This is a genomic window from Streptomyces sp. SL06 (genome assembly GCF_058244745.1).
In genome coordinates this window covers 938,570-956,402 of record NZ_JBSYOT010000002.1, presented here as the reverse complement: position 1 = coordinate 956,402, position 17,833 = coordinate 938,570, and the positions used below count along the sequence as shown (strand labels likewise).

Below are 17,833 nucleotides of genomic sequence, written 5' to 3'. Positions count from 1 at the left end.
GGTGACTAGCGGTCGAGGACCAGGGCGAGGCCCTGGCCGACGCCGATGCAGAGGGTGGCGACGCCGGTGCCGCCGCCCTTGCGGGCGAGCTGGTGGGCGACGGTGCCGGCGAGTCGGGCGCCGGAGGCGCCGAGCGGGTGGCCGAGGGCGATGGCCCCGCCCTGCGGGTTGAGGATCGCGGGGTCGAACTCGGGCCACTCGGCGACGCAGCCCAGGACTTGGGCGGCGAAGGCCTCGTTGAGTTCGAGGACGTCGAGGTCGGCGAAGGTCCTGCCGGCCTTGGCGAGGGCGCGGTGCACCGCCTCGACGGGGGCGAGGCCGAAGTAGTGCGGGTCGGTCGCCGAGACGCCGGTGGCGGAGATCCGGGCGAGCGGCTCACGGCCGGTGGCCTTCAGGCCCTCCTCGTCGACGAGGAGGAGGGCCGCGGCGCCGTCGTTGAGCGGTGAGGCGTTGCCCGCGGTGACCGTGCCGCCGGTGGTCCGGAAGGACGGCCTGAGCCTTGCCAGCGCCTCGGTCGAGGTGGTCGGCCGTACGCACTCGTCGGCGGCGAAGTCGACGGGTCCGTCCTTGCGCCGCGGCACCGGGACGGGGACGAGTTCGGCGTCGAACAGGCCGTCCGCCTGGGCCCGCGCGGCCCTGTGGTGCGAGGCGAGGGCGAACTCGTCCTGCCGCTCCCGGTCGATTCCGTGCTTGTCGGCGATCAGTTCGGCCGACTCCCCGAGGGGGACGGTCCACTGCGGGTCCATCCTCGGGTTGACCATGCGCCAGCCCAGGGTGGTGGAGTACAGCTCGGTGTGCCCGGCCGGGAAGGGCCGCTCCGACTTGGGCAGCACGTACGGTGCCCGGGTCATCGACTCCACGCCGCCCGCGAGCGCGATCGACGCGTCGCCCACGGCGATGGCACGGGCGGCCTGGATCACCGCCTCCAGGCCGGAGGCGCACAGCCGGTTCACCGTGACGCCGGGGACGGTGGTGGGCAGGCCCGCGAGCAGGGCGGCCATGCGGGCGACGTTGCGGTTCTCCTCGCCGGCGCCGTTGGCGTTGCCGAAGTACACGTCCTCGACGCGGGACGGGTCAAGGGCGGGGGTGCGGTCGAGGAGGCCGCGGATCGCGTGGGCGGCCAGGTCGTCGGGGCGTACGCCCGCCAGGGAGCCGTTGTACTTGCCGAACGGGGTGCGGACCGCGTCGACGACGTAGAACGTCCTTCATGCGTGTGCCTCCGTGCCGACGAGCTTCGCGTCGGTCTTCGCGGTGATCTCGTCGACGCTCACGCCCGGTGCGGTCTCCACCAGGGCCAGACCGTCGTCGGTGATGTCGAGAACCCCGAGGTCGGTGATGATCCGGTTCACGCATGCCTTGCCGGTGAGCGGCAGCGTGCACTCCTCGCGGATCTTGGGGGAACCGTCCTTGGCGGTGTGGGCCATGACCACGATGACGGTACGGGCGCCGTGGACGAGGTCCATCGCACCGCCGATCCCGGTGATCATCTTGCCGGGGACGGCCCAGTTGGCGAGGTCGCCGCGCGCCGACACCTGCATGGCGCCGAGGACGGCCACGTCGATGTGTCCGCCGCGGATCATGCCGAAGGACAGGGCGGAGTCGAAGAAGGAGGCGCCGGGCAGGACGGTGACGGTCTCCTTGCCGGCGTTGATCAGGTCGGGGTCCACCTCGGCCTCGGTGGGATACCGGCCGGTGCCCAGGATGCCGTTCTCCGACTCCAGGACGACCTCGACACCCTCGGGGAGGTGGTTGGGGATCAGCGTCGGCAGACCGATGCCGAGGTTGACGTACTGGCCGTCCTCCAGTTCCCGGGCCGCCCGCGCGGCCATCTCTTCACGTGTCCAGGCCATCAGGAACTCACCGTCCGCTGCTCGATCCTCTTGTCGGCCGCCTGCTCCGGGGTCAGCGCCACCACCCGCTGCACGAAGATCCCCGGCAGGTGCACCGCGTCCGGGTCGATCTCGCCCGGCTCGACCAGTTGCTCCACCTCGGCGACCGTCACGCGGCCGGCCGTCGCGGCGAGCGGGTTGAAGTTGCGGGCGGACTTGGCGAACACCAGATTCCCGTGCCGGTCCCCCTTCGCGGCCCTGACCAGCGCGAAGTCGGTGCGGATGCCGTGCTCCAGCACGTACTTCGTCCCGTCGAACTCGCGGACCTCCTTCGGCGGCGAGGCCAGCGCGACCCCGCCGGAGCCGTCGTAGCGCCACGGCAGCCCGCCCTCGGCGACCTGGGTGCCGACCCCGGCGGGGGTGTAGAAGGCGGGGATCCCGGCGCCGCCGGCCCGCAGCCGTTCGGCCAGGGTGCCCTGCGGGATCAGCTCCACCTCCAGCTCCCCGCCCAGATACTGCCGCGCAAACTCCTTGTTCGCGCCGATGTAGGACCCGGTCACGCGGGCGATGCGGCCGGCGGCCAGCAGGACGGCCAGCCCCGAGTCCATCGCCCCGCAGTTGTTGGAGACCACCGACAGGCCGCCGGTCCCGCGCTCGTACAGCGCCCGGATCAGCACGTTCGGCACACCGCTCAGCCCGAAACCGCCCACCGCGAGCGACGCGCCGTCCGGCACGTCGGCCACTGCCTCGGCGGCCGTGGCCACCACCTTGTCCATCGAAGAAGCCCCATCTCTTCCATGCGGCCCCGGAGCGCGGATCGGGTGAAGGTGAACCGATCACGAGATAGTCAGGGCACTGAGTATTTCGGCGAGATGTCCCACACGCTGCCATCGGCGGGCCGGGCCGTCAAGACCCGCCAAAGTACGAGGTGGATCCCTTGACATGGTGGCGAGTGAGAAGGCCGTCCCCCGATGTATCGTCAGTACACCTACGAAAGTGACCACAGGAGCGCGCATGGCAGCGGTCGACCTGACCACCCATCCCGGACACCTGGCCCGGCGGCTCCAGCAGGCGCACTACCTGCTGTGGCACACGATGGTCTCCGAGGAGACCACCTCGCCGCAGTTCGCGGTCCTGAACGCCCTCGTCGCCGAGCCGGGCCTGGACCAGCGCACGGTGGGGGAGCGGGTCGGCCTCGACCGGTCCACCATCGCGGAGGTGATCAGCCGGCTCGGCCGCCGCGGACTGCTGGACAAGGTCCGCGACCCGCAGGACGGCCGCCGCTTCCTGCTGCACCTGACCGACGAGGGGCTGCGCGCCCACCGCAAGCTGAGCGTGCGCACCGCCCGTATGAACCAGGTCTTCCTCGCCCCGCTCTCCGCGGCCGAGCAGGCCGTGTTCTTCGACCTCATCCGCCGGGTCTCGGACGCCGCGGAGGGGCTGCGCAACCCGGCCGAGCCGACGGTGGCACCGGGCTGAGCGCGGGGCGCCGGCGCGGGGCGGCCGGGGAACGCCGGTCCTGCCGGTCCGGCGCCAACGGTGGCTCAGGAGTCCTCGGCGAAGACCACCCACACCTGGCCCTCGGCGAAGTTCAGCGCGGCGCCGTCCCCGGTGGTGAAGGCCGTGCCGTCCGAGGCCGCGCCGCGCTTCCAGGCCGCGTCGTACGCCCGGCCGTCGCGCAGCACCTCCGCCCGCCCGGAGCCCACCGACTCGACATAGGGCGAGTTGCTGCCCCGGAAGTCGTGGAAGGCGGACTCGCGCACGTGCACGTGCTGCACGACGACCGTGGCCGGTGCCAGCCGGCCGCCGTCGGCCGTGCGGGCCGGCGAGCCGTCCATCGAGACCAGCCACCGGTGCCGGCTCTGGGACCAGGTGAAGGTGAAGCTGGACGAGGGATGGCGCACCGTGCGGGAGGACTCCGCCCGGCCGCCCTCCGGGGCCTTGCCGTAGTGGAAGCCCGTGGTCAGCGCGGCGTCGCCGGCGGGCTTCGGCAGCAGGCGGCCGGGCCGCAGATAGAGGTTGTGCGGGGCGCTCCGGCCGTCGTCACGGACGTAGGCCTCGGACGCGTCGCCCGGATCCGCCGCGCGCAGGGGCGCCTCGTCGATGAGCGGCAGCAGCTTGCTCTGCGCGCCGGAGAACGCCAGCGTCGGCCGGTCGAACTGGCGCAGCAGCTCCAGGTCGGATTCCCGGGCGCTGCGCACCGGACCCACCGCCTCGGGCAGCTTGGTCGCGTAGATCGCCATCAGGCGGCTCAGCCCGCCCTCCACCGGCTCCGCGTAGACGATGTCCGCGGCCTCCAGGCCCGTCTGCGGCCGGGCCGCGGGCACGTTGTCGACCTTCACGGCGAGCACCGGTCCGGAGGCGGGCGCCGCGCTGTGCGACGGCTCCGGTTCCGGCGCACGCCCGTCGTTCGTCCCGCCGGACCCCGCCGTGCAGCCCGCGGCCAGCGAGACCGCCACCGCCGCGGTCAGCAGCGCGCCGGCGCGCCGCCTGTGCGTCCCTCGTCGCATTCCGACCACCCGTCCACTCAGTTCATGTCAATGATTGTGTGCTTCTAATAGCATTTAGCGCCATAGCTGATTGAATGTGATACGGCACACGGAGCGCGGCTGAATGCGTCACATAATCCGCTGTTCAGCCGAAACCGGTGGACGGTTCGGTGGCGACGGCCCCGGGTACCCGGCCGCCGCACGGGACCGACCCGCACGGCGGCGGAGGGAGCGCGGGGCGATGAAGGCAGTGACCTGGCAGGGCAAGCGGGACGTGCGGGTCGAGGAGGTGCCGGACCCGAGGATCGAGGAGCCGACGGACGCGGTCGTCCGCGTCACCTCCTCCGGGCTGTGCGGCTCCGACCTGCATCTCTACGAGGTGCTCACGCCGTTCATGACGCCGGGCGACACCCTCGGCCACGAGCCGATGGGCATCGTGGAGGAGGTCGGCCCGGAGGTGACCGGCCTCGAACCGGGTGACCGGGTCGTGGTGCCCTTCCAGATCGCGTGCGGGCACTGTTACATGTGCGGTCACGGACTGCCGACCCAGTGCGAGACCACCCAGGTCACCGGCGAGGGCATGGGCGCCCAGCTGTTCGGATACACCCGGCTGTACGGCGCGGTGCCCGGCGGCCAGGCCGAGTACCTGCGCGTGCCGCAGGCGCAGTACGGCCCGATCAAGGTGCCCGAGGGGCCGCCCGACGACCGGTTCGTCTACCTCTCCGACGTCCTGCCCACCGCCTGGCAGGCGGTCGAGTACGCCGCCGTCCCGCGGGGCGGCAGCGTCGCCGTGCTCGGCCTCGGTCCGATCGGCGACATGGCCTGCCGGATCGCACGGGCCAAGGGGGTCGAGCAGGTGTTCGGCGTGGACCTCGTGCCGGAGCGGCTGCGGCGGGCCCGCGAACAGGGCGTGGACACGTACGACCTGCGGGCCTTCGGCAACGAGAAGGAACTCGTCGCCGCGATCCAGGACCGGACCGGCGGTCGCGGTCCCGACGCCGTGATCGACGCGGTCGGCACCGAGGCGCACGGCGGGATCGTGGCCAAGCTGGTCCAGCAGACCGCCGCGGTGATGCCCCGGGCCGTCGGCGGACCCCTGGCGGAGCGGTTCGGCATCGACCGGCTCGCCGCCCTGTACACCGCCGTCGACCTGGTGCGCCGCGGCGGCACGATCTCGCTGTCCGGCGTGTACGGCGGCATGGCCGACCCGATGCCGATGCTGACCCTGTTCGACAAGCAGGTCCAGTTGCGGATGGGCCAGGCCAACGTGCGCCGCTGGAGCGACGAGATCATCCCGTATCTGACCGACGAGGACCCCCTCGGCGTGGACGCCTTCGCCACCCACCGGGTGCCGCTCATGGACGCGCCGCACGCGTACGAGATGTTCCAGCGGAAGCAGGACGGCGCGGTCAAGGTGCTGATGAAGCCGTAGCCCTCCGGGCGGGCGTCACGGCCCGCCGAGGATCTCCGCCAGGTCGTAGCGGACCGGCTCCTCCAGCTGGGCGAAGTTGCAGCTCTGCGGCGTCCGGTCGGGACGCCACCGGCGGAAGCGGGCCGTGTGCCGAAAACGCGCCCCGTTCTCCAGGTGGTCGTACGCCACCTCGGCGACCAGCTCGGGTCTGAGCGGCACCCAGGACAGATCCTTCTTGCCCGACCAGCGGCTGGGGGCGCCGGGCAGCCGGGCCGACTCGTGGGCCGACTCCTCGGCCCAGGCGGCCCACGGATGGCCGCTCACGTCGTCCATCCGCAGCGGCGCCAGCTCCGCCACCAGTTCGGCCCGCCGCTTCATCGTGAAGGCGGCGCTCACCCCCACGTGCTGAAGGACCCCCCGGTCGTCGTAGAGGCCGAGCAGCAGCGAGCCGATCACGGGACCGCTCTTGTGGAGGCGGTAACCGGCGACGACCACGTCCGCCGTACGCTCGTGCTTGATCTTGTACATGGCCCGCTCGTCCGGCCGGTAGCGCAGGTCGAGCGGCTTGGCGACGACACCGTCGAGCCCCGCACCCTCGTACTGCTCGAACCACCGCCGGGCCACCTCGATGTCGTCCGTCGCCGGAGCCACGTGCACCGGTGCGCCGGCCCCGGCCAGCGCCCGGACCAGCAGCGCCCGCCGGTCGGCCAGCTCCACGCCGAGCAGGGACTCGTCGCCCAGCGCCAGCAGGTCGAAGACCACCAGCGAGGACGGGGTCCGCCCGGCCAGCATCCGCACCCGGGAGTCCGCCGGATGGATCCGCTCGGTGAGCGCGTCGAAGTCCAGATGCCCCTCCCGCGCGATCACGATCTCCCCGTCCACCACGCACCGCTTCGGCAACCGCTCCCGCACGGCCGCCACCAACTCCGGAAAGTACCTGGTCAGCGGCTTCCCCGTGCGACTCCCCAGCTCGACCTCGTCCCCGTCCCGGAACACGATCGCCCGAAACCCGTCCCACTTCGCCTCGTAGTGCATACCCGGCGGAATCCGCGCCACGGACTTGGCGAGCATCGGCTTGACGGGCGGCATGACGGGAAGATCCATGAAGCCGACCCTATGAGCGCCCAACGACACCCGCCTGCCGAGCGGGACGCCCACACGGGCCGTGTATCGAGCAGGCCGCCGGATCGGCCGGACCGTGGTCACCGCAGTGGTGTACGTGCTGACCGGCGGCCGTGCCCGGCGGCATCTGCCGTCGACGTTCGGATTCACGCCGCGCTGATCAGCCGAATCAAAGGCGGGCAGTATCCGCGACCGGCTGCCAGGTTGCCCATTCCTGCAGACGCTTGCCGTAGTCGGCGACCGCGGCGGGGAACGGGGTCTTGCCGAGGAAGAGGCGCAGCGGCGGTTCCGGCGAGTCGACGAGCGTCAGGATCGCCTCCGTCGTCGTCTCCGGCGGAGCGGATACGACACTCGTACGTGCGGCACGTGCTCGCTGGACCTTGTCACGGACCTCGTCGTATGCGTCGAGGTCCTTGGAGTGGACCGCGGAGGGTCCGCTCCAGTCGGTGCCGAAGGGTCCGGGCTCGACGAGCGTGACCTTGATCCCGAAGTCGGCGACTTCGTCCGCCAGTGTCTGGCTCAGCCCCTCCAGCGCCCACTTCGACGCATGGTAAGCACCGAGGCGCGGGTACACGGTGACCCCACCCATCGAGGAAACTTGCAGGATGTGCCCCGATCCCTGCTCCCGCAGGTGCGGCAGCGCCGCCTGGGTCACCCAGAGCGCACCGAAGAGATTTGTCTCCAACTGGCCGCGGACCTCGGTCTCGGTGAGTTCTTCGACGAAGCCGAAGTGTCCGTACCCGGCATTGTTGACGACCACATCGAGGCGACCGAAATGCTCGTGCGCAGTGTTGACGGCAGCGAACGCCGCGTCGCGGTCGGTCACGTCGAGCCGAACCGGCAGTACCGCGTCGCCATAGGTGTCGACAAGCGCGGACAACGCCGAAGTGTCGCGGGCCGTCGCCGCGACCCGGTCGCCGCGATCGAGCGCCGCCTCTGCCCAGACGCGGCCGAACCCGCGCGAGGCTCCCGTGATGAACCAGATCAACATGCTGTGCTCCCTTCCTGGACAATCCAGGCTGAATGCCTACGCACACTAGTATTGGTCATGCACGAAGGTGGTACTAGCTTTGAGGCTGGCGGCAGTTGTGCCAGTACTCGAAGCACCCGGTTCACGAGGGAGCCCGGTAGTGGGTGAAGCGACACACAGCAGGAACACGGATCGTCATCGTGAGCTTGGCGAGTTCCTTCGGGAGCGGCGGGCACGGATCAACCCTGAGCAGTGGGGGCTGGTGATCCGTAAGCGCCGCCGGTCGCCGGGCCTGCGGCGGGAGGAGGTCGCCGACCTCGCCGGGGTGAGCACGACCTGGTACACCTGGCTTGAGCAGGGCCGGGACATCAACGTCTCCGAACAGGTGCTGCTCGCCGTCGGACGCGCCCTGATGCTCGATCACCACGAGCTCGACTACCTGTTCACCCTCGCCGGCCGACTCCCACCCGGGGAGACCGGATCACGAATAGAACTCCCGCACACTGTCGAGACTGTCCTGCGCGAGCTCAATCCGCTTCCGGCTGCGGTCTACAACGCCCGCCTGGACATCCTCGCGTTCAACAAGGCCTACCGGTGGCTGATGGGCATGGACCTCTACCCCCAGCAGGACCACAACGCCCTGCTGCTGCGCTTCACGAACCCGGACTGGCAGGCAAGGATCGACCCCGAGATGGACACGATCGCCACGACGGTCGCGAACTTCCGTGCCGCCTACGCCCGACACGTCGGCGAGCCTGCGTGGAAGGATCTCATCAGCCGGCTGGAAGGCATCCCGTTGTTTGACGAGCTGTGGGCACGCCACGACGTGGAACCCCGTACCGGGCTGGTCAAGAGATACCTTCATCCCGAGGCGGGGCCGCTGACGTTCGACAGCATCCCGCTGTGGATCACCAAGGACTCCGATGTCCGGATCACCGTGTACACACCGGCCGACGATACTTCGCGCCACGCGCTCGAACGCGCGCCCAGGCTCCGCTGACGCAGCACGGTACCGGTGTCGGCGTGTTCCGTCGCCACGGTGAGGAGCAGCTCTGAGGACGCAGAGGGCAGCTGCGGGAAGCCGCCTGGCCCAGCTGGTTGTCGTCGGCGCCGGAACTCTCCTGGCTCAAGCGTGTTTCTCGCCCCCGGCATCCTGCCGGATCACCGGGGCGTTGCTTGTCCTGGCTGGCATCGCTGCCATCAGTCTGTGAGGTAGGCATCTGAAGAGCGACATGCGCTGCAATGCGCTCTCGGGACGACTCCTGGACGGCGTGATGCTTTCGATGGGTGCAAGTAGGCGACGGGAACTCAAATCAGATTCGCCAAACACCATCAACAAGGTTCACGTTTTTGAAGCTTCCCCCTTTGACCCGTCTGCGCACTTCTTCCCATTCTCGGATCACTCAACGTCTTCCATCTGAAATATAGGGCCAGTCGATACGGCTGACCGCTTTTCCTGCATATACAGGTTCCCAGGAGGTAGCGTAAAATGGGCCGATTTCTGGAACCAGAGTTGCCAGGCAGTGAAGAGTACGGCGATGGTACCACTTGCTGATGGCCGTGACCCTCAATCCGGATTCCACGGCTTCCCGCAAATATGGAAGAGAGAACTCCACGTTCTGCCACGTGTTGGCAGCCTGATCCTCCCAACGAATTGCAGAATCAGGAACGCCGCGCTCAACAAGAAGCTTGCGGAACTCATGCGCTTCTACAATGCCGGTGTGGCGATTGATTCCGCCGCTTACGATGATCAGTGGCGCCAGCCCTTTATGGTATCGCTCTGCCGCGATTTCGGCCGGCTGATTCTGGTTCGTCCCGAAGATGAAGTGAGCGGTTGGTTCATCCCGAGGCGGTGATGCCTCGATGTCGACGAAACCAACGATTTCGCGGATCCGTTCCGCGCCGAGTTCCTCACCGCTCATAGCGACCTTCCGAGGGGGTGGATTGTTAGATTCTACGTAGCGCCGTGCTGTTTCTGTATGATCGGCGTCCCCTGTTGCCCTTCGGATCGGTCAGGCAGGTCCACGGGACGTCGCCCTGGCCGATGTCGAGGTCGGTGGCGCCGAGGGTCCGCAACCGGGCGACCTCCGCCGCCTTGTCGTCACCGGGGCCCGGCACCAGGTCGAGATGGACGCGGTCGGGCACCGTCTTGACACCCTTGCGGACGAACTCGAGACACGGGCCGACCCCTTTGGCGGAGCGCAGCACGGCCCGATCGGGCTCGCGGCCCGACACGCGAGAACCCCGCCGCTCCCGGGGGAGTGACGGGGCTCGGGCGGTCACGTTCTACGCGGCGACCAGGACGCGGGCCCGCTCGTTGAAGTCGGCGACCAGGGGGTGAGCCCCGAACGGGATCATGCGCCGTTGTACGTCTTGCACCGCTTCGACGGCGCGAGACGACTTGACTCGGCGGGCAAGATCGAGCGTTCGGACGCTCGCCGAGTGGGCCGCTTCAAGGTCCCGATTCTGCAAGTGGGACACCGCAAGTGCCGCTTGCGACATAGCGCCACGACGCGCCCTGTTTTGGTCGCGTGCGTGCTGGATGGACTGCCGGGCGTGCTCCGCCGCGTTGTCTGCCTGCCCCAAGTCCCGGAAGGCGTTCGCGTGTTCGCCGTGCAAGTAGGCCGCATCAATGAACTTGGCCCATGCCGGTTCGTTGGCGTGATCCACACGGCCGAATGCCAATTCGGACTGTACGACCGCGTGAGCCGTGGCGGTCTTGTCTCCGAGCACCGCGAGGGCTCGCGCTTCCAGTGCCCAAAGGTCTGCCAGGCACGCGGGGGAATCCACCCTCGCGAGGCCGTGCCGCCCCGCCTGTGCGAGTCGGCGCCCTTCCTCGGGGCTTCCTGTCAGCGTGGCTTGATCAGCCATGCCCGCCAGAACGTGAGCGCCGAGGGCAGCGTCTTTCGATTCCTCGGCGAGCCGCAGGGCTTGAATCAGGAACCGTTGGGCGGTCCCGTGCTCGCCATCGTCGTACGCCATCCAACCCAACAGGTACGTCTGTTCAGCCGATGCGGCGCACAGCGCCCGCCGCACGGTGTCTGAGTACGTACGCCGCAACAGCGGATAGACGTGTTCGTTCATGTACTGCGTCAGGAGCAGTCGGCCCGTACCGCCCCCCTGCATCACGTCAGTGTCCTGAAAGGCACTGAACATGTTCCGCACGTGCACGACGTCTTCGAGCCGCACGCGGGGGCCCGGGTCCGGTTCTTGATCAAGGGTGTTGAGTAGCCAGTCCCGCGAGGGGCCGATTCCCGCAGCAGCGGCGAAGGGGGCCGCCGCCAGGAATTTCCTGCGATCCATGTCCGCTCTCCCAAGCTCGGTCACTGACTCGACCGTCACGGCCCAAGATGAGCTGTAGGTCAGCGGCCGGTCAAGGTCGGGTTCTTCCCCTAGACCTAGGTCGTACGTTGTCACGCGTCTGCCAAAGTGCGCCGAGAACACATCAGCGATGAGCCCCGGCAACGGGGGCGCGGTTCCTGCCCGCCCAACCATCGGCGAACCGCCGTAGCATCCGGGCAAATGTGCGGGTGCCCGACGCTCGTTGCTCGGGCATGGACGCGTCGCGCCAACTCGCCCTGACTCATGAGCGACCGGGCGAGATGGTCCGCCAACTGGTGGTTCGGTGCTCGCATCCCGCCCGTCCTCTCGACGTGGGTTGAAGTGCCAGGGTTTGCCACCCCCCATCAAGCTACCCGGATACCTCGGTTGGCAGTTGGCTTGTCAAGCAACTCACCGAGCGAAAGGGGGCGGCGAATGTCCACCCATGGCACGGACCCGACGCCCGTTGTGGGCACCCTGTTGCACGACACCGAGTCTGACCGCGTGGGCGAGTTCCGCGGCGAGGCTGGCAACCGCTGGACGCTCCGCCCTCCGGGTGGCGGGACCGAGTGGGAAGTCTCCCCCGATCGGGTCGGGCCGGCGGGCACGTACGACCACGTACGCGCCCGAACTGCCGAGGAGAACGCCGCGCGGCGGGCGCACCGACTGTGACCCCCGCCCGCCCTGAGTCCGCGACCGAGCCCGTCCGGGTGTACTGGTGCGAAGTGCTCGCGGAAGGAGAGGTGTACGGCACGGGCGAAACAGTCGCATACGTTCTCGGCACCTATCCGGCTCCGTCCATCCGGCTCGGGCTGCGATGGTTACAGGGGCAGGCTCGGCACATCGCGGAACAGCTCGACCCGGACCCGGAGCGTTCCCCGTGGGTGCAACGGACGATGCGCACGAGGGCAGTGCCCGTTCCCGACTGCCCCGCGGAACTGCGCGTCTGGGCCGGGGGCGCCGAGGAGTACCGGGCCGCTTGTGACCAGCTCCGGGAAGGCGCACCCCTGTCTGTCGTGATTGCTGACAACGGGTGCCGCTACACCCTGAGTGTCTGGCCCGTGGCCGTACCTCCCCCCGAGCCCGCGCCGTGCTGCTCGTCGACGACGGACAACCCCCTACTCCGGCCCTGGTCAGACGAGCCACAGGAAGACCCGCCGCAAGGCGGGTGGGCGCATCCCCTTTTTGTGACCAGGGCGGGGAGCCGACCGAGCGAGGACGCCCCCGATGATCCGTTGCAGCGCGCCCCTGTTCGTTCCGCCGGGGCTCATAGCTACCGCTGTCGAACGTGTATCGAACAGCGCCACCGCCGATGAAGTGGAGCAGTTCACGCACTGTGAGCTAGACGAGCACATGGACGGCGACCACGCGGCACACGTGCTGTTCGCCGAGGACTCGACCGGACGCGCGGTGTGGGTGTTCTGGCGCGAGGCAGAGTCCTGCGTACAGCTCATGGACCCGTGCCCGGAACGGGACGCGTCTTCGGGTGACCTCTGCCTGTTGTTCGCCACGCACGCGGGGGGCCACCTGTGGCCCGACGACGCCAACAGCCCCAACGCACAAGGAGTTTGAGCCGTGCCTACCGTCGTCCCCTACATCACCAGCCGCAGCAATGACGTGGGCCCGCGCGAGTCAGAGCTAACGGTTGAGTTTATGTCTGGTGGACCCCGTATCGCGTACAAGGACACCCGCCCGGAAGACCGGGACAAACACGGGAACCTGTGGGTTCGCGTCTACACCGCTCCGGGGTCGGCGCAAGTTCAGTTCGACTCGATGCACTCGGACCGGCAGCGCGAATGTATGGGGCAGATGCTGTGTCAGGTCTGCCGAGAGCCTGCGGACCGCAACAAGCAGGGCTGGTTGTTCATCGACTGGCGACGGCCGGGGTCGCCCGCGACGTGGCCCGAGCGATCCGTGATCTCCCAACCTCCGCTGTGCACGGGGTGTGCACGGCTCGCGGTGAAGCTCTGTCCGTTCCTGCGCGACAGCGAACACGTCATCGTGCGAGCACGTAAGGCCAATCTGTGGGGCGTGTCGGGAACGCTGTATCAGTACACGGATCAAGGGTGGATCGCTCGCGAGGTTGACACGCTCCGCTCGTACAGCCTGCCGCAGCAACGGGGAATGCTTGCGTCCCGTCTCTGGCGCGAGTTGCGAGGCGTAACCGTCGTGGGTTCCCCGTAGAACCCATCACGGCCGGTAGCCCAACCGAGAACGGACCGCACGACTCCGCGTGACTGCATGGGCGGAGTCGAGCACCCCGAGCCCAACCGGGCCGGGGTCACCAGAGAGAAAGGGGGGGGCGCGGAATGCCCGCGACCACCGAGCTGACCACGGACGAGCCCGAGACCATCGGGAGTGACGCCGAGACCACCGAGCCCGACGAGCCGACCAGCCCGGACGAGGGCAGGACGGACGACGACGCCGAACCGCTCGGCGCGTACTCGCTGCTCGCCGCGTAGAACAGCAGCCGGATAACCCTTTCCCCGCGGCAGGTTGTTCGGGCAATTCGGAGTGCACCGAACCGTGTGACCAGTGTCCCCGGCGGGGATCACGCCCGCTCGCTCGACTCTGCGGCGGACGTGCACAGAAAACGACGCGAGCCCCGCCCCGCCCGCTCCGACGGGATGCCGCTAGGACGGTGAGGAGCAGCACCAGCACCAGCGGCCCCGAGCGATGACCAGCACGCCCCACCGCTCGGGTCCGTTCATGCCGCGACCACTTGAAACGAGGGACGACCCTTGACCGTTACCACCGAGCACCGCCCACGAACGACGACCAGGGCGACGAGTCCACTCCGGAGCCGACCGGCGGTCCGACGGCTGCTGGAACCGCAGACGCTCACACCTGCTGATCTGTCCATGGCGCTGCTCGTCACCGAGGAGTCCGCCGACCGCCCCATGCCCACGGTGACGCTCGCCGAGATTCCCGCGGTGGCTCGCGAGGCCGTACGGCTCGGTGTCCCCTCCGTGAAGCTGTTCGCCGAATCGGCCGAACGGGACGCCACGGGGGAAGTCTCGGTGTACCCCGATTCGCTCATGGCTCGCGTTGTCAGCGAGTGCAAGAACGCCGCGCCGGATCTCGCGGTCATGACGGAAACGTGCCTGTGCTCGTACACCGCCGATGGCGCCTGCTACCTGACCAACCACGACGGGAAGCCCGACGTACGGGGCACCATCGAGGTCACGTCCCGTCAGGCTGTCGCTCACGCGGAAGCGGGCGCGGACATCGTGGGCCCCGCTTCCATGGTGCTCGGTACGGTCGGGGGCGCCCGGAAGGCACTCGACCAGTCGGGTCATGAGGGGGTGTCCGTCATGCCGCACGTCATCTTCTGGTCGAGCCTGTACGACGGATTCCGGCTCACGATGGGCGCCACCCCGAAAGCGGGCATCAACCGTGAGTTTCAGATCAACCCCGGGAAGGCCGACCAGTTTGTTGAAACGGCCTTACGGATGGAAGCTGCGGGCGCCGACATGATCCTGTTGGAGCCCGCGCAGTTCACGGCGGACGTGCTCACCACGCTCCGGGGGGTCACCCGAGCGCCCCTGTTCCCGTTCTCGGTGTCCGGCGAGTACACGTCACTGACCCGGATGGACCCCGACTCGGGACGGCGCGACGTGCGTCTACTGGTCGAGCTGTTCACGATGCTCAAGAGGGCGGGGGCGAGCGGCAGCGTCACGTACGCGGCGCTCGACATTGCCCGGCAGCTCACCTAGCCGCGAGAGCGGCCCGTACGGCGTCAAGGATCGAATGCGCGCCTTGGTCAATGAGCGACGCGGCCAGGGCCGCACCGAGCTTTTCCGGCTCCGCGGACCGCCCGGTCAGCGTCCCCGAAATCTGCTCGGTACCGTCCAGTGAACTGACCTGACCGAACAGCCTGAGTTCCCCGTCCGGCAGGGTCTCGCCGTACGCGCCCATGGGCACACTGCACCCGCCGTGTAGTTCGGCGAGTAGCGCGCGTTCCGCCCTGATCTCCGCATCAACGGCAACGTCGCCAACCGTGGAAAGGATCTCGCGCAAGGGGGCCGAGGACTCGTCCGTCCGGACCTGAATCCCCAACGCGCCCTGACCGGGGCTCGGCGGGAACTGGTCGAGCGGCAGCAGTTCGCCGATTGCGTCGTCTAGGCCGAGTCGGTACAGTCCCGCGGCAGCAAGGACCACCGCGTCAAGTCCCTCGGCCTCGATCTTCTTCAATCGGGGCGGGACGTTCCCTCGGATCGGGACGATTTCAAGATCGGGACGCACCGCGAGTAGCTGCGCGATCCGCCGAGGGGCCCCCGTCCCGACTCGTGCGCCCTTCCGCAGTCCGGCGAGGGTCGAGCCGCACAACGCATCCCGCACGTCCTCGCGACCGGGCGGGGGCAGCAGCGTAAGGCCGGTCGGGTTAGACGTAGGAAGGTCTTTCAGGGAGTGGACAACAACGTCCACGTCGCCGCGGGACAACGCTGCTTCCTGCTCGCTGCTGAACGCCGACCCGCCACTGACCGCGGACACGTTCGACAAGAGCGACTTACGGTCCCTGTCGCCCCCTTCCAAGATCACGCGATGCGTGAACGTGGTGTCCGGGAAACGCTCGCGGAGCGGGCGCAGATATTCCCGCACTTGGGCTTTGGCAAGATTGCTTGCGCGCGAGCCGACGAGGTACTGAACCACGGTGACCAACTCTCCGAGCCTGACAGGGTGTCACCAGGCTAAGGCGCGTCTTGGGGTGCCTATACAGACAGTCGGTCGGCTAACCATGATCGGGAATGACCGCTGACCCTCTCGATTCGGCGCTCTCGCCCTCGCCGGCGGGCTCCGGTTTCGCTACATGGGTCCCACGGCCCGGAACGGTGTAGACGAGCCCGCGTTCCCGCAGCACACCAAGCGCCGACCGGCCCGTATTGCGCGCGACCCCGTACCGCTCCGTTAGCTCTTTCTCGGACGGGCGTGGCTTTCCTGGGGCCAAGTCGCCTCGCCCAATCCCCGCGATCAGGTCGGCAGCAATCTGCCGGTATGGACGTAGGCTCCGATCCCGATCCGGTACATCGAGCGCGCGAGCGGCCCCGGGGTGACCCTGTACGCCTGCCCGAGTCACGCCGTGGCGCTCGGTGCGGGCCCGACCCCCGAGGACGAGCTACGCGCCCCGTAGTGGCCCCGCAGACAGCAAAACGCGCCGTTTGGCCAAGTGCCGGGCAGGGCATCTGTCGATGCCGCTGACCTGCGGCTATGCTGCACAGAACTGGTAGTCACGTGTGTTTGGGTCGGCGAGGACCGTCCAGGGCACGTCGCCCTGGCCCACGTGGGCGGGCGTCGCGCCGAGGGACCGCAGGTGTGCGACCAACTCGGACTGATGGGCCGCGGAGGTCGTCGCGAGATCGAGGCGCACACGGTTCTTCCTCGCCGTCTTGGGCTCCGGCACCGCGATGACATCCACGCAGACGCCGGCCGGGTCCAGCCAGTCGAAGCCGGTGGGGCTGACGGTGGTCGTGCCGGGCTGCACGCTGGAGACGCGCCAGCCGAGGGCCTCCCCCCAGAACCGGCCGACCGCCGAGTCGTCGAGGGCCTTCATGTTCACGAGGACGGGTCGCAGCGGCATGCCGGTGATCCTACGCACGCTCCGCGAGGGCATCCGTACCGAACGCCTGATATGCGAAGAACGCCCGCTGCGCCTACCGTGGCTCGCATGGCGGAAGCGGTGGAGTTGGAGGTGGGTGGGCGGGCGGTGCGGTTGTCCAGTCCGGGGAAGGTGTTCTTTCCGGAGTACGGCTATACCAAGCTCGACGTGGCCCGGTACTACCAGGCGGTCGCGCCCGGCATCCTGCGTGCGCTGCGCGACCGGCCCACCACCTTGCAGCGCTACCCGGACGGCGTCACCGGCGAGTGGTTCTACCAGAAGCGCGCACCCAAGGGGATGCCCGACTGGATCCCGACCGCGCACATCACCTTCCCGAGCGGACGCAGCGCCGACGAGATGTGCCCCACCGAGGAGGCTGCCGTCCTGTGGGCGGCCCAGCACAGCACCCTCACCTTCCACCCCTGGCCGGTCCGCCGCGAGGATGTCGACCACCCCGACGAACTGCGCCTCGACCTCGACCCGCAGCCCGGCACCGACTATCGGGCCGCCGCCCGCGCCGCCCACGAACTACGGGCGGTCCTGGAGGAGTTCGGCGGGCTGCGGGGCTGGCCCAAGACCTCCGGCGGGCGCGGCATCCACGTCTTCGTGCCGATCGAGCCGCGCTGGACCTTCACCCAGGTGCGCCGCGCGGCCATCGCCGTCGGACGCGAGATGGAACGGCGGATGCCCGAGCACGTGACCATCAAGTGGTGGAAGGAGGAGCGCGGCGAGCGCATCTTCGTCGACTACAACCAGACCGCCCGCGACCGCACCATCGCCTCCGCCTACTCCGTGCGCCCCCGCCCGAACGCCCCCGTCTCCGCACCGCTGACCTGGGACGAGGTGGGCGTCGCACACCCGCGGGACTTCGACATCACGACCATGCCCGCGCGCTTCGCCGAACTCGGCGACGTGCACGCGGGCATGGACGACCGTAGGCACTCCCTCGACGCCCTGCTCGAACTGGCGACGAGGGACGAGCACGACCACGGGCTCGGTGATCTGCCGTACCCGCCCGAGTATCCGAAGATGCCGGGGGAACCCAGTCGGGTACAGCCGAGCCGCGCCAGGAGGCCGGGCCCCGGGGCCCGGTGA

At 69.0% G+C, this 17,833-nt stretch carries 19 protein-coding genes and 2 pseudogenes; 8 read left to right on the top strand and 13 right to left on the bottom strand.

The window, feature by feature from the left end:
• Nucleotides 1-5: 5 nt before the first annotated feature.
• The 3 genes from AC4IHM_RS04240 to AC4IHM_RS04230 are packed head-to-tail and all read right to left on the bottom strand — an operon-like array spanning nt 6 to nt 2,605.
• Nucleotides 6-1,148 carry a thiolase family protein gene (locus AC4IHM_RS04240; RefSeq protein ID WP_490870760.1) on the bottom strand — a complete coding sequence of 381 codons (1,143 nt, stop codon included), beginning with the start codon at nt 1,146-1,148 and terminating at the stop codon, nt 6-8.
• Between the two features lie 57 nt (nt 1,149-1,205).
• Nucleotides 1,206-1,850 carry a CoA transferase subunit B gene (locus tag AC4IHM_RS04235; RefSeq protein ID WP_490865737.1) on the bottom strand — a complete coding sequence of 215 codons (645 nt, stop codon included), beginning with the start codon at nt 1,848-1,850 and terminating at the stop codon, nt 1,206-1,208.
• Nucleotides 1,850-2,605, bottom strand: coding sequence for a CoA transferase subunit A (locus AC4IHM_RS04230; protein WP_490865736.1), 756 nt, complete (start codon nt 2,603-2,605; stop codon nt 1,850-1,852). Before AC4IHM_RS04230 ends, AC4IHM_RS04235 begins: the two co-directional genes overlap by 1 nt.
• 238 nt (nt 2,606-2,843) lie before the next feature.
• Between AC4IHM_RS04230 and AC4IHM_RS04225 the strand changes: the two genes are divergently transcribed.
• On the top strand, nt 2,844-3,308 hold the full coding sequence (locus AC4IHM_RS04225; protein ID WP_490865735.1) for a MarR family winged helix-turn-helix transcriptional regulator: 465 nt from the start codon (nt 2,844-2,846) through the stop codon (nt 3,306-3,308).
• A gap of 65 nt (nt 3,309-3,373) precedes the next feature.
• On the opposite strand, the gene AC4IHM_RS04220 is transcribed toward AC4IHM_RS04225, so the two are convergent.
• Entirely contained in the window at nt 3,374-4,339 is a 966-nt protein-coding gene (locus AC4IHM_RS04220; RefSeq protein ID WP_490865734.1) for a DUF3048 domain-containing protein, read from the bottom strand.
• Between the two features lie 220 nt (nt 4,340-4,559).
• Here AC4IHM_RS04220 and AC4IHM_RS04215 point away from each other — a divergent pair, with 220 nt between their 5' ends.
• On the top strand, nt 4,560-5,750 hold the full coding sequence (locus tag AC4IHM_RS04215) for a zinc-dependent alcohol dehydrogenase (RefSeq protein WP_490865733.1): 1,191 nt from the start codon (nt 4,560-4,562) through the stop codon (nt 5,748-5,750).
• A gap of 15 nt (nt 5,751-5,765) precedes the next feature.
• On the opposite strand, the gene AC4IHM_RS04210 is transcribed toward AC4IHM_RS04215, so the two are convergent.
• Nucleotides 5,766-6,833 (bottom strand): ATP-dependent DNA ligase, encoded by a 1,068-nt coding sequence (locus tag AC4IHM_RS04210; protein ID WP_490865732.1) that lies wholly within the window; start codon nt 6,831-6,833, stop codon nt 5,766-5,768.
• Between the two features lie 187 nt (nt 6,834-7,020).
• Entirely contained in the window at nt 7,021-7,842 is an 822-nt protein-coding gene (locus AC4IHM_RS04205) for an SDR family oxidoreductase (protein ID WP_490865731.1), read from the bottom strand.
• 241 nt (nt 7,843-8,083) lie between these two features.
• Between AC4IHM_RS04205 and AC4IHM_RS04200 the strand changes: the two genes are divergently transcribed.
• The gene (locus AC4IHM_RS04200) at nt 8,084-8,821 is read left to right on the top strand and encodes a helix-turn-helix transcriptional regulator (RefSeq protein WP_490865730.1); all 738 of its coding nucleotides are present in this window, start codon (nt 8,084-8,086) and stop codon (nt 8,819-8,821) included.
• A gap of 403 nt (nt 8,822-9,224) precedes the next feature.
• Here AC4IHM_RS04200 and AC4IHM_RS04195 read toward each other — a convergent pair whose 3' ends face one another.
• The 4 genes and pseudogenes from AC4IHM_RS04195 to AC4IHM_RS04180 form a co-directional block, all read right to left on the bottom strand.
• A complete protein-coding gene (locus AC4IHM_RS04195) occupies nt 9,225-9,743 on the bottom strand; it encodes a YdcF family protein (protein ID WP_490865729.1) in 519 nt (172 codons plus the stop codon).
• A gap of 25 nt (nt 9,744-9,768) precedes the next feature.
• Nucleotides 9,769-10,038, bottom strand: a pseudogene (locus AC4IHM_RS04190) (VOC family protein); the annotation flags it as partial.
• A gap of 69 nt (nt 10,039-10,107) precedes the next feature.
• Nucleotides 10,108-11,316, bottom strand: a complete 1,209-nt coding sequence (locus AC4IHM_RS04185) for an NsdA family TPR-like regulatory protein (RefSeq protein ID WP_490865728.1) — start codon at nt 11,314-11,316, stop codon at nt 10,108-10,110.
• Nucleotides 11,235-11,408 carry a hypothetical protein gene (locus AC4IHM_RS04180; protein ID WP_490870759.1) on the bottom strand — a complete coding sequence of 58 codons (174 nt, stop codon included), beginning with the start codon at nt 11,406-11,408 and terminating at the stop codon, nt 11,235-11,237. Before AC4IHM_RS04180 ends, AC4IHM_RS04185 begins: the two co-directional genes overlap by 82 nt.
• 1,051 nt (nt 11,409-12,459) lie before the next feature.
• On the opposite strand from AC4IHM_RS04180, the gene AC4IHM_RS04175 reads away from it, so the two are divergent.
• From AC4IHM_RS04175 to AC4IHM_RS04160, 4 genes are all read left to right on the top strand, one after another.
• The gene (locus tag AC4IHM_RS04175) at nt 12,460-12,714 is read left to right on the top strand and encodes a hypothetical protein (RefSeq protein WP_490865727.1); all 255 of its coding nucleotides are present in this window, start codon (nt 12,460-12,462) and stop codon (nt 12,712-12,714) included.
• 3 nt (nt 12,715-12,717) lie between these two features.
• Nucleotides 12,718-13,326 (top strand): hypothetical protein, encoded by a 609-nt coding sequence (locus AC4IHM_RS04170; protein ID WP_490865726.1) that lies wholly within the window; start codon nt 12,718-12,720, stop codon nt 13,324-13,326.
• 125 nt (nt 13,327-13,451) lie between these two features.
• On the top strand, nt 13,452-13,604 hold the full coding sequence (locus AC4IHM_RS04165) for a hypothetical protein (protein ID WP_490865725.1): 153 nt from the start codon (nt 13,452-13,454) through the stop codon (nt 13,602-13,604).
• A 279-nt stretch (nt 13,605-13,883) separates the two neighbouring features.
• Nucleotides 13,884-14,858 carry a hypothetical protein gene (locus tag AC4IHM_RS04160; protein ID WP_490865724.1) on the top strand — a complete coding sequence of 325 codons (975 nt, stop codon included), beginning with the start codon at nt 13,884-13,886 and terminating at the stop codon, nt 14,856-14,858.
• On the opposite strand, the gene hemC is transcribed toward AC4IHM_RS04160, so the two are convergent.
• The 3 genes and pseudogenes from hemC to AC4IHM_RS04145 all read right to left on the bottom strand — a co-directional run.
• Nucleotides 14,851-15,795, bottom strand: coding sequence for a hydroxymethylbilane synthase (hemC, locus tag AC4IHM_RS04155; RefSeq protein ID WP_490865723.1), 945 nt, complete (start codon nt 15,793-15,795; stop codon nt 14,851-14,853). The two genes, AC4IHM_RS04160 and hemC, sit on opposite strands and share 8 nt — an antisense overlap.
• A gap of 79 nt (nt 15,796-15,874) precedes the next feature.
• Nucleotides 15,875-16,219, bottom strand: a complete 345-nt coding sequence (locus tag AC4IHM_RS04150) for a GntR family transcriptional regulator (RefSeq protein ID WP_490865722.1) — start codon at nt 16,217-16,219, stop codon at nt 15,875-15,877.
• Nucleotides 16,220-16,366: 147 nt separating this feature from the next.
• Nucleotides 16,367-16,720, bottom strand: a pseudogene (locus tag AC4IHM_RS04145) (VOC family protein); the annotation flags it as partial.
• An 87-nt stretch (nt 16,721-16,807) separates the two neighbouring features.
• Here AC4IHM_RS04145 and ligD point away from each other — a divergent pair.
• A complete protein-coding gene (gene ligD, locus AC4IHM_RS04140) occupies nt 16,808-17,833 on the top strand; it encodes a non-homologous end-joining DNA ligase (protein WP_490865721.1) in 1,026 nt (341 codons plus the stop codon).

Bases quoted from the DNA above. Each gene is read 5' to 3' on its own strand.
- AC4IHM_RS04230 (WP_490865736.1), bottom strand. From the start codon at position 2,605: ATGGACAAGGTGGTGGCCACGGCCGCCGAGGCAGTGGCCGACGTGCCG.
- AC4IHM_RS04225 (WP_490865735.1), top strand. From the start codon at position 2,844: ATGGCAGCGGTCGACCTGACCACCCATCCCGGACACCTGGCCCGGCGG.
- AC4IHM_RS04180 (WP_490870759.1), bottom strand. From the start codon at position 11,408: ATGAGTCAGGGCGAGTTGGCGCGACGCGTCCATGCCCGAGCAACGAGC.
- AC4IHM_RS04185 (WP_490865728.1), bottom strand. From the start codon at position 11,316: ATGGTTGGGCGGGCAGGAACCGCGCCCCCGTTGCCGGGGCTCATCGCT.
- AC4IHM_RS04210 (WP_490865732.1), bottom strand. From the start codon at position 6,833: ATGGATCTTCCCGTCATGCCGCCCGTCAAGCCGATGCTCGCCAAGTCC.
- AC4IHM_RS04235 (WP_490865737.1), bottom strand. From the start codon at position 1,850: ATGGCCTGGACACGTGAAGAGATGGCCGCGCGGGCGGCCCGGGAACTG.
- AC4IHM_RS04165 (WP_490865725.1), top strand. From the start codon at position 13,452: ATGCCCGCGACCACCGAGCTGACCACGGACGAGCCCGAGACCATCGGG.
- AC4IHM_RS04195 (WP_490865729.1), bottom strand. From the start codon at position 9,743: ATGAGCGGTGAGGAACTCGGCGCGGAACGGATCCGCGAAATCGTTGGT.
- AC4IHM_RS04215 (WP_490865733.1), top strand. From the start codon at position 4,560: ATGAAGGCAGTGACCTGGCAGGGCAAGCGGGACGTGCGGGTCGAGGAG.
- ligD (WP_490865721.1), top strand. From the start codon at position 16,808: ATGGCGGAAGCGGTGGAGTTGGAGGTGGGTGGGCGGGCGGTGCGGTTG.
- AC4IHM_RS04220 (WP_490865734.1), bottom strand. From the start codon at position 4,339: ATGCGACGAGGGACGCACAGGCGGCGCGCCGGCGCGCTGCTGACCGCG.
- AC4IHM_RS04205 (WP_490865731.1), bottom strand. From the start codon at position 7,842: ATGTTGATCTGGTTCATCACGGGAGCCTCGCGCGGGTTCGGCCGCGTC.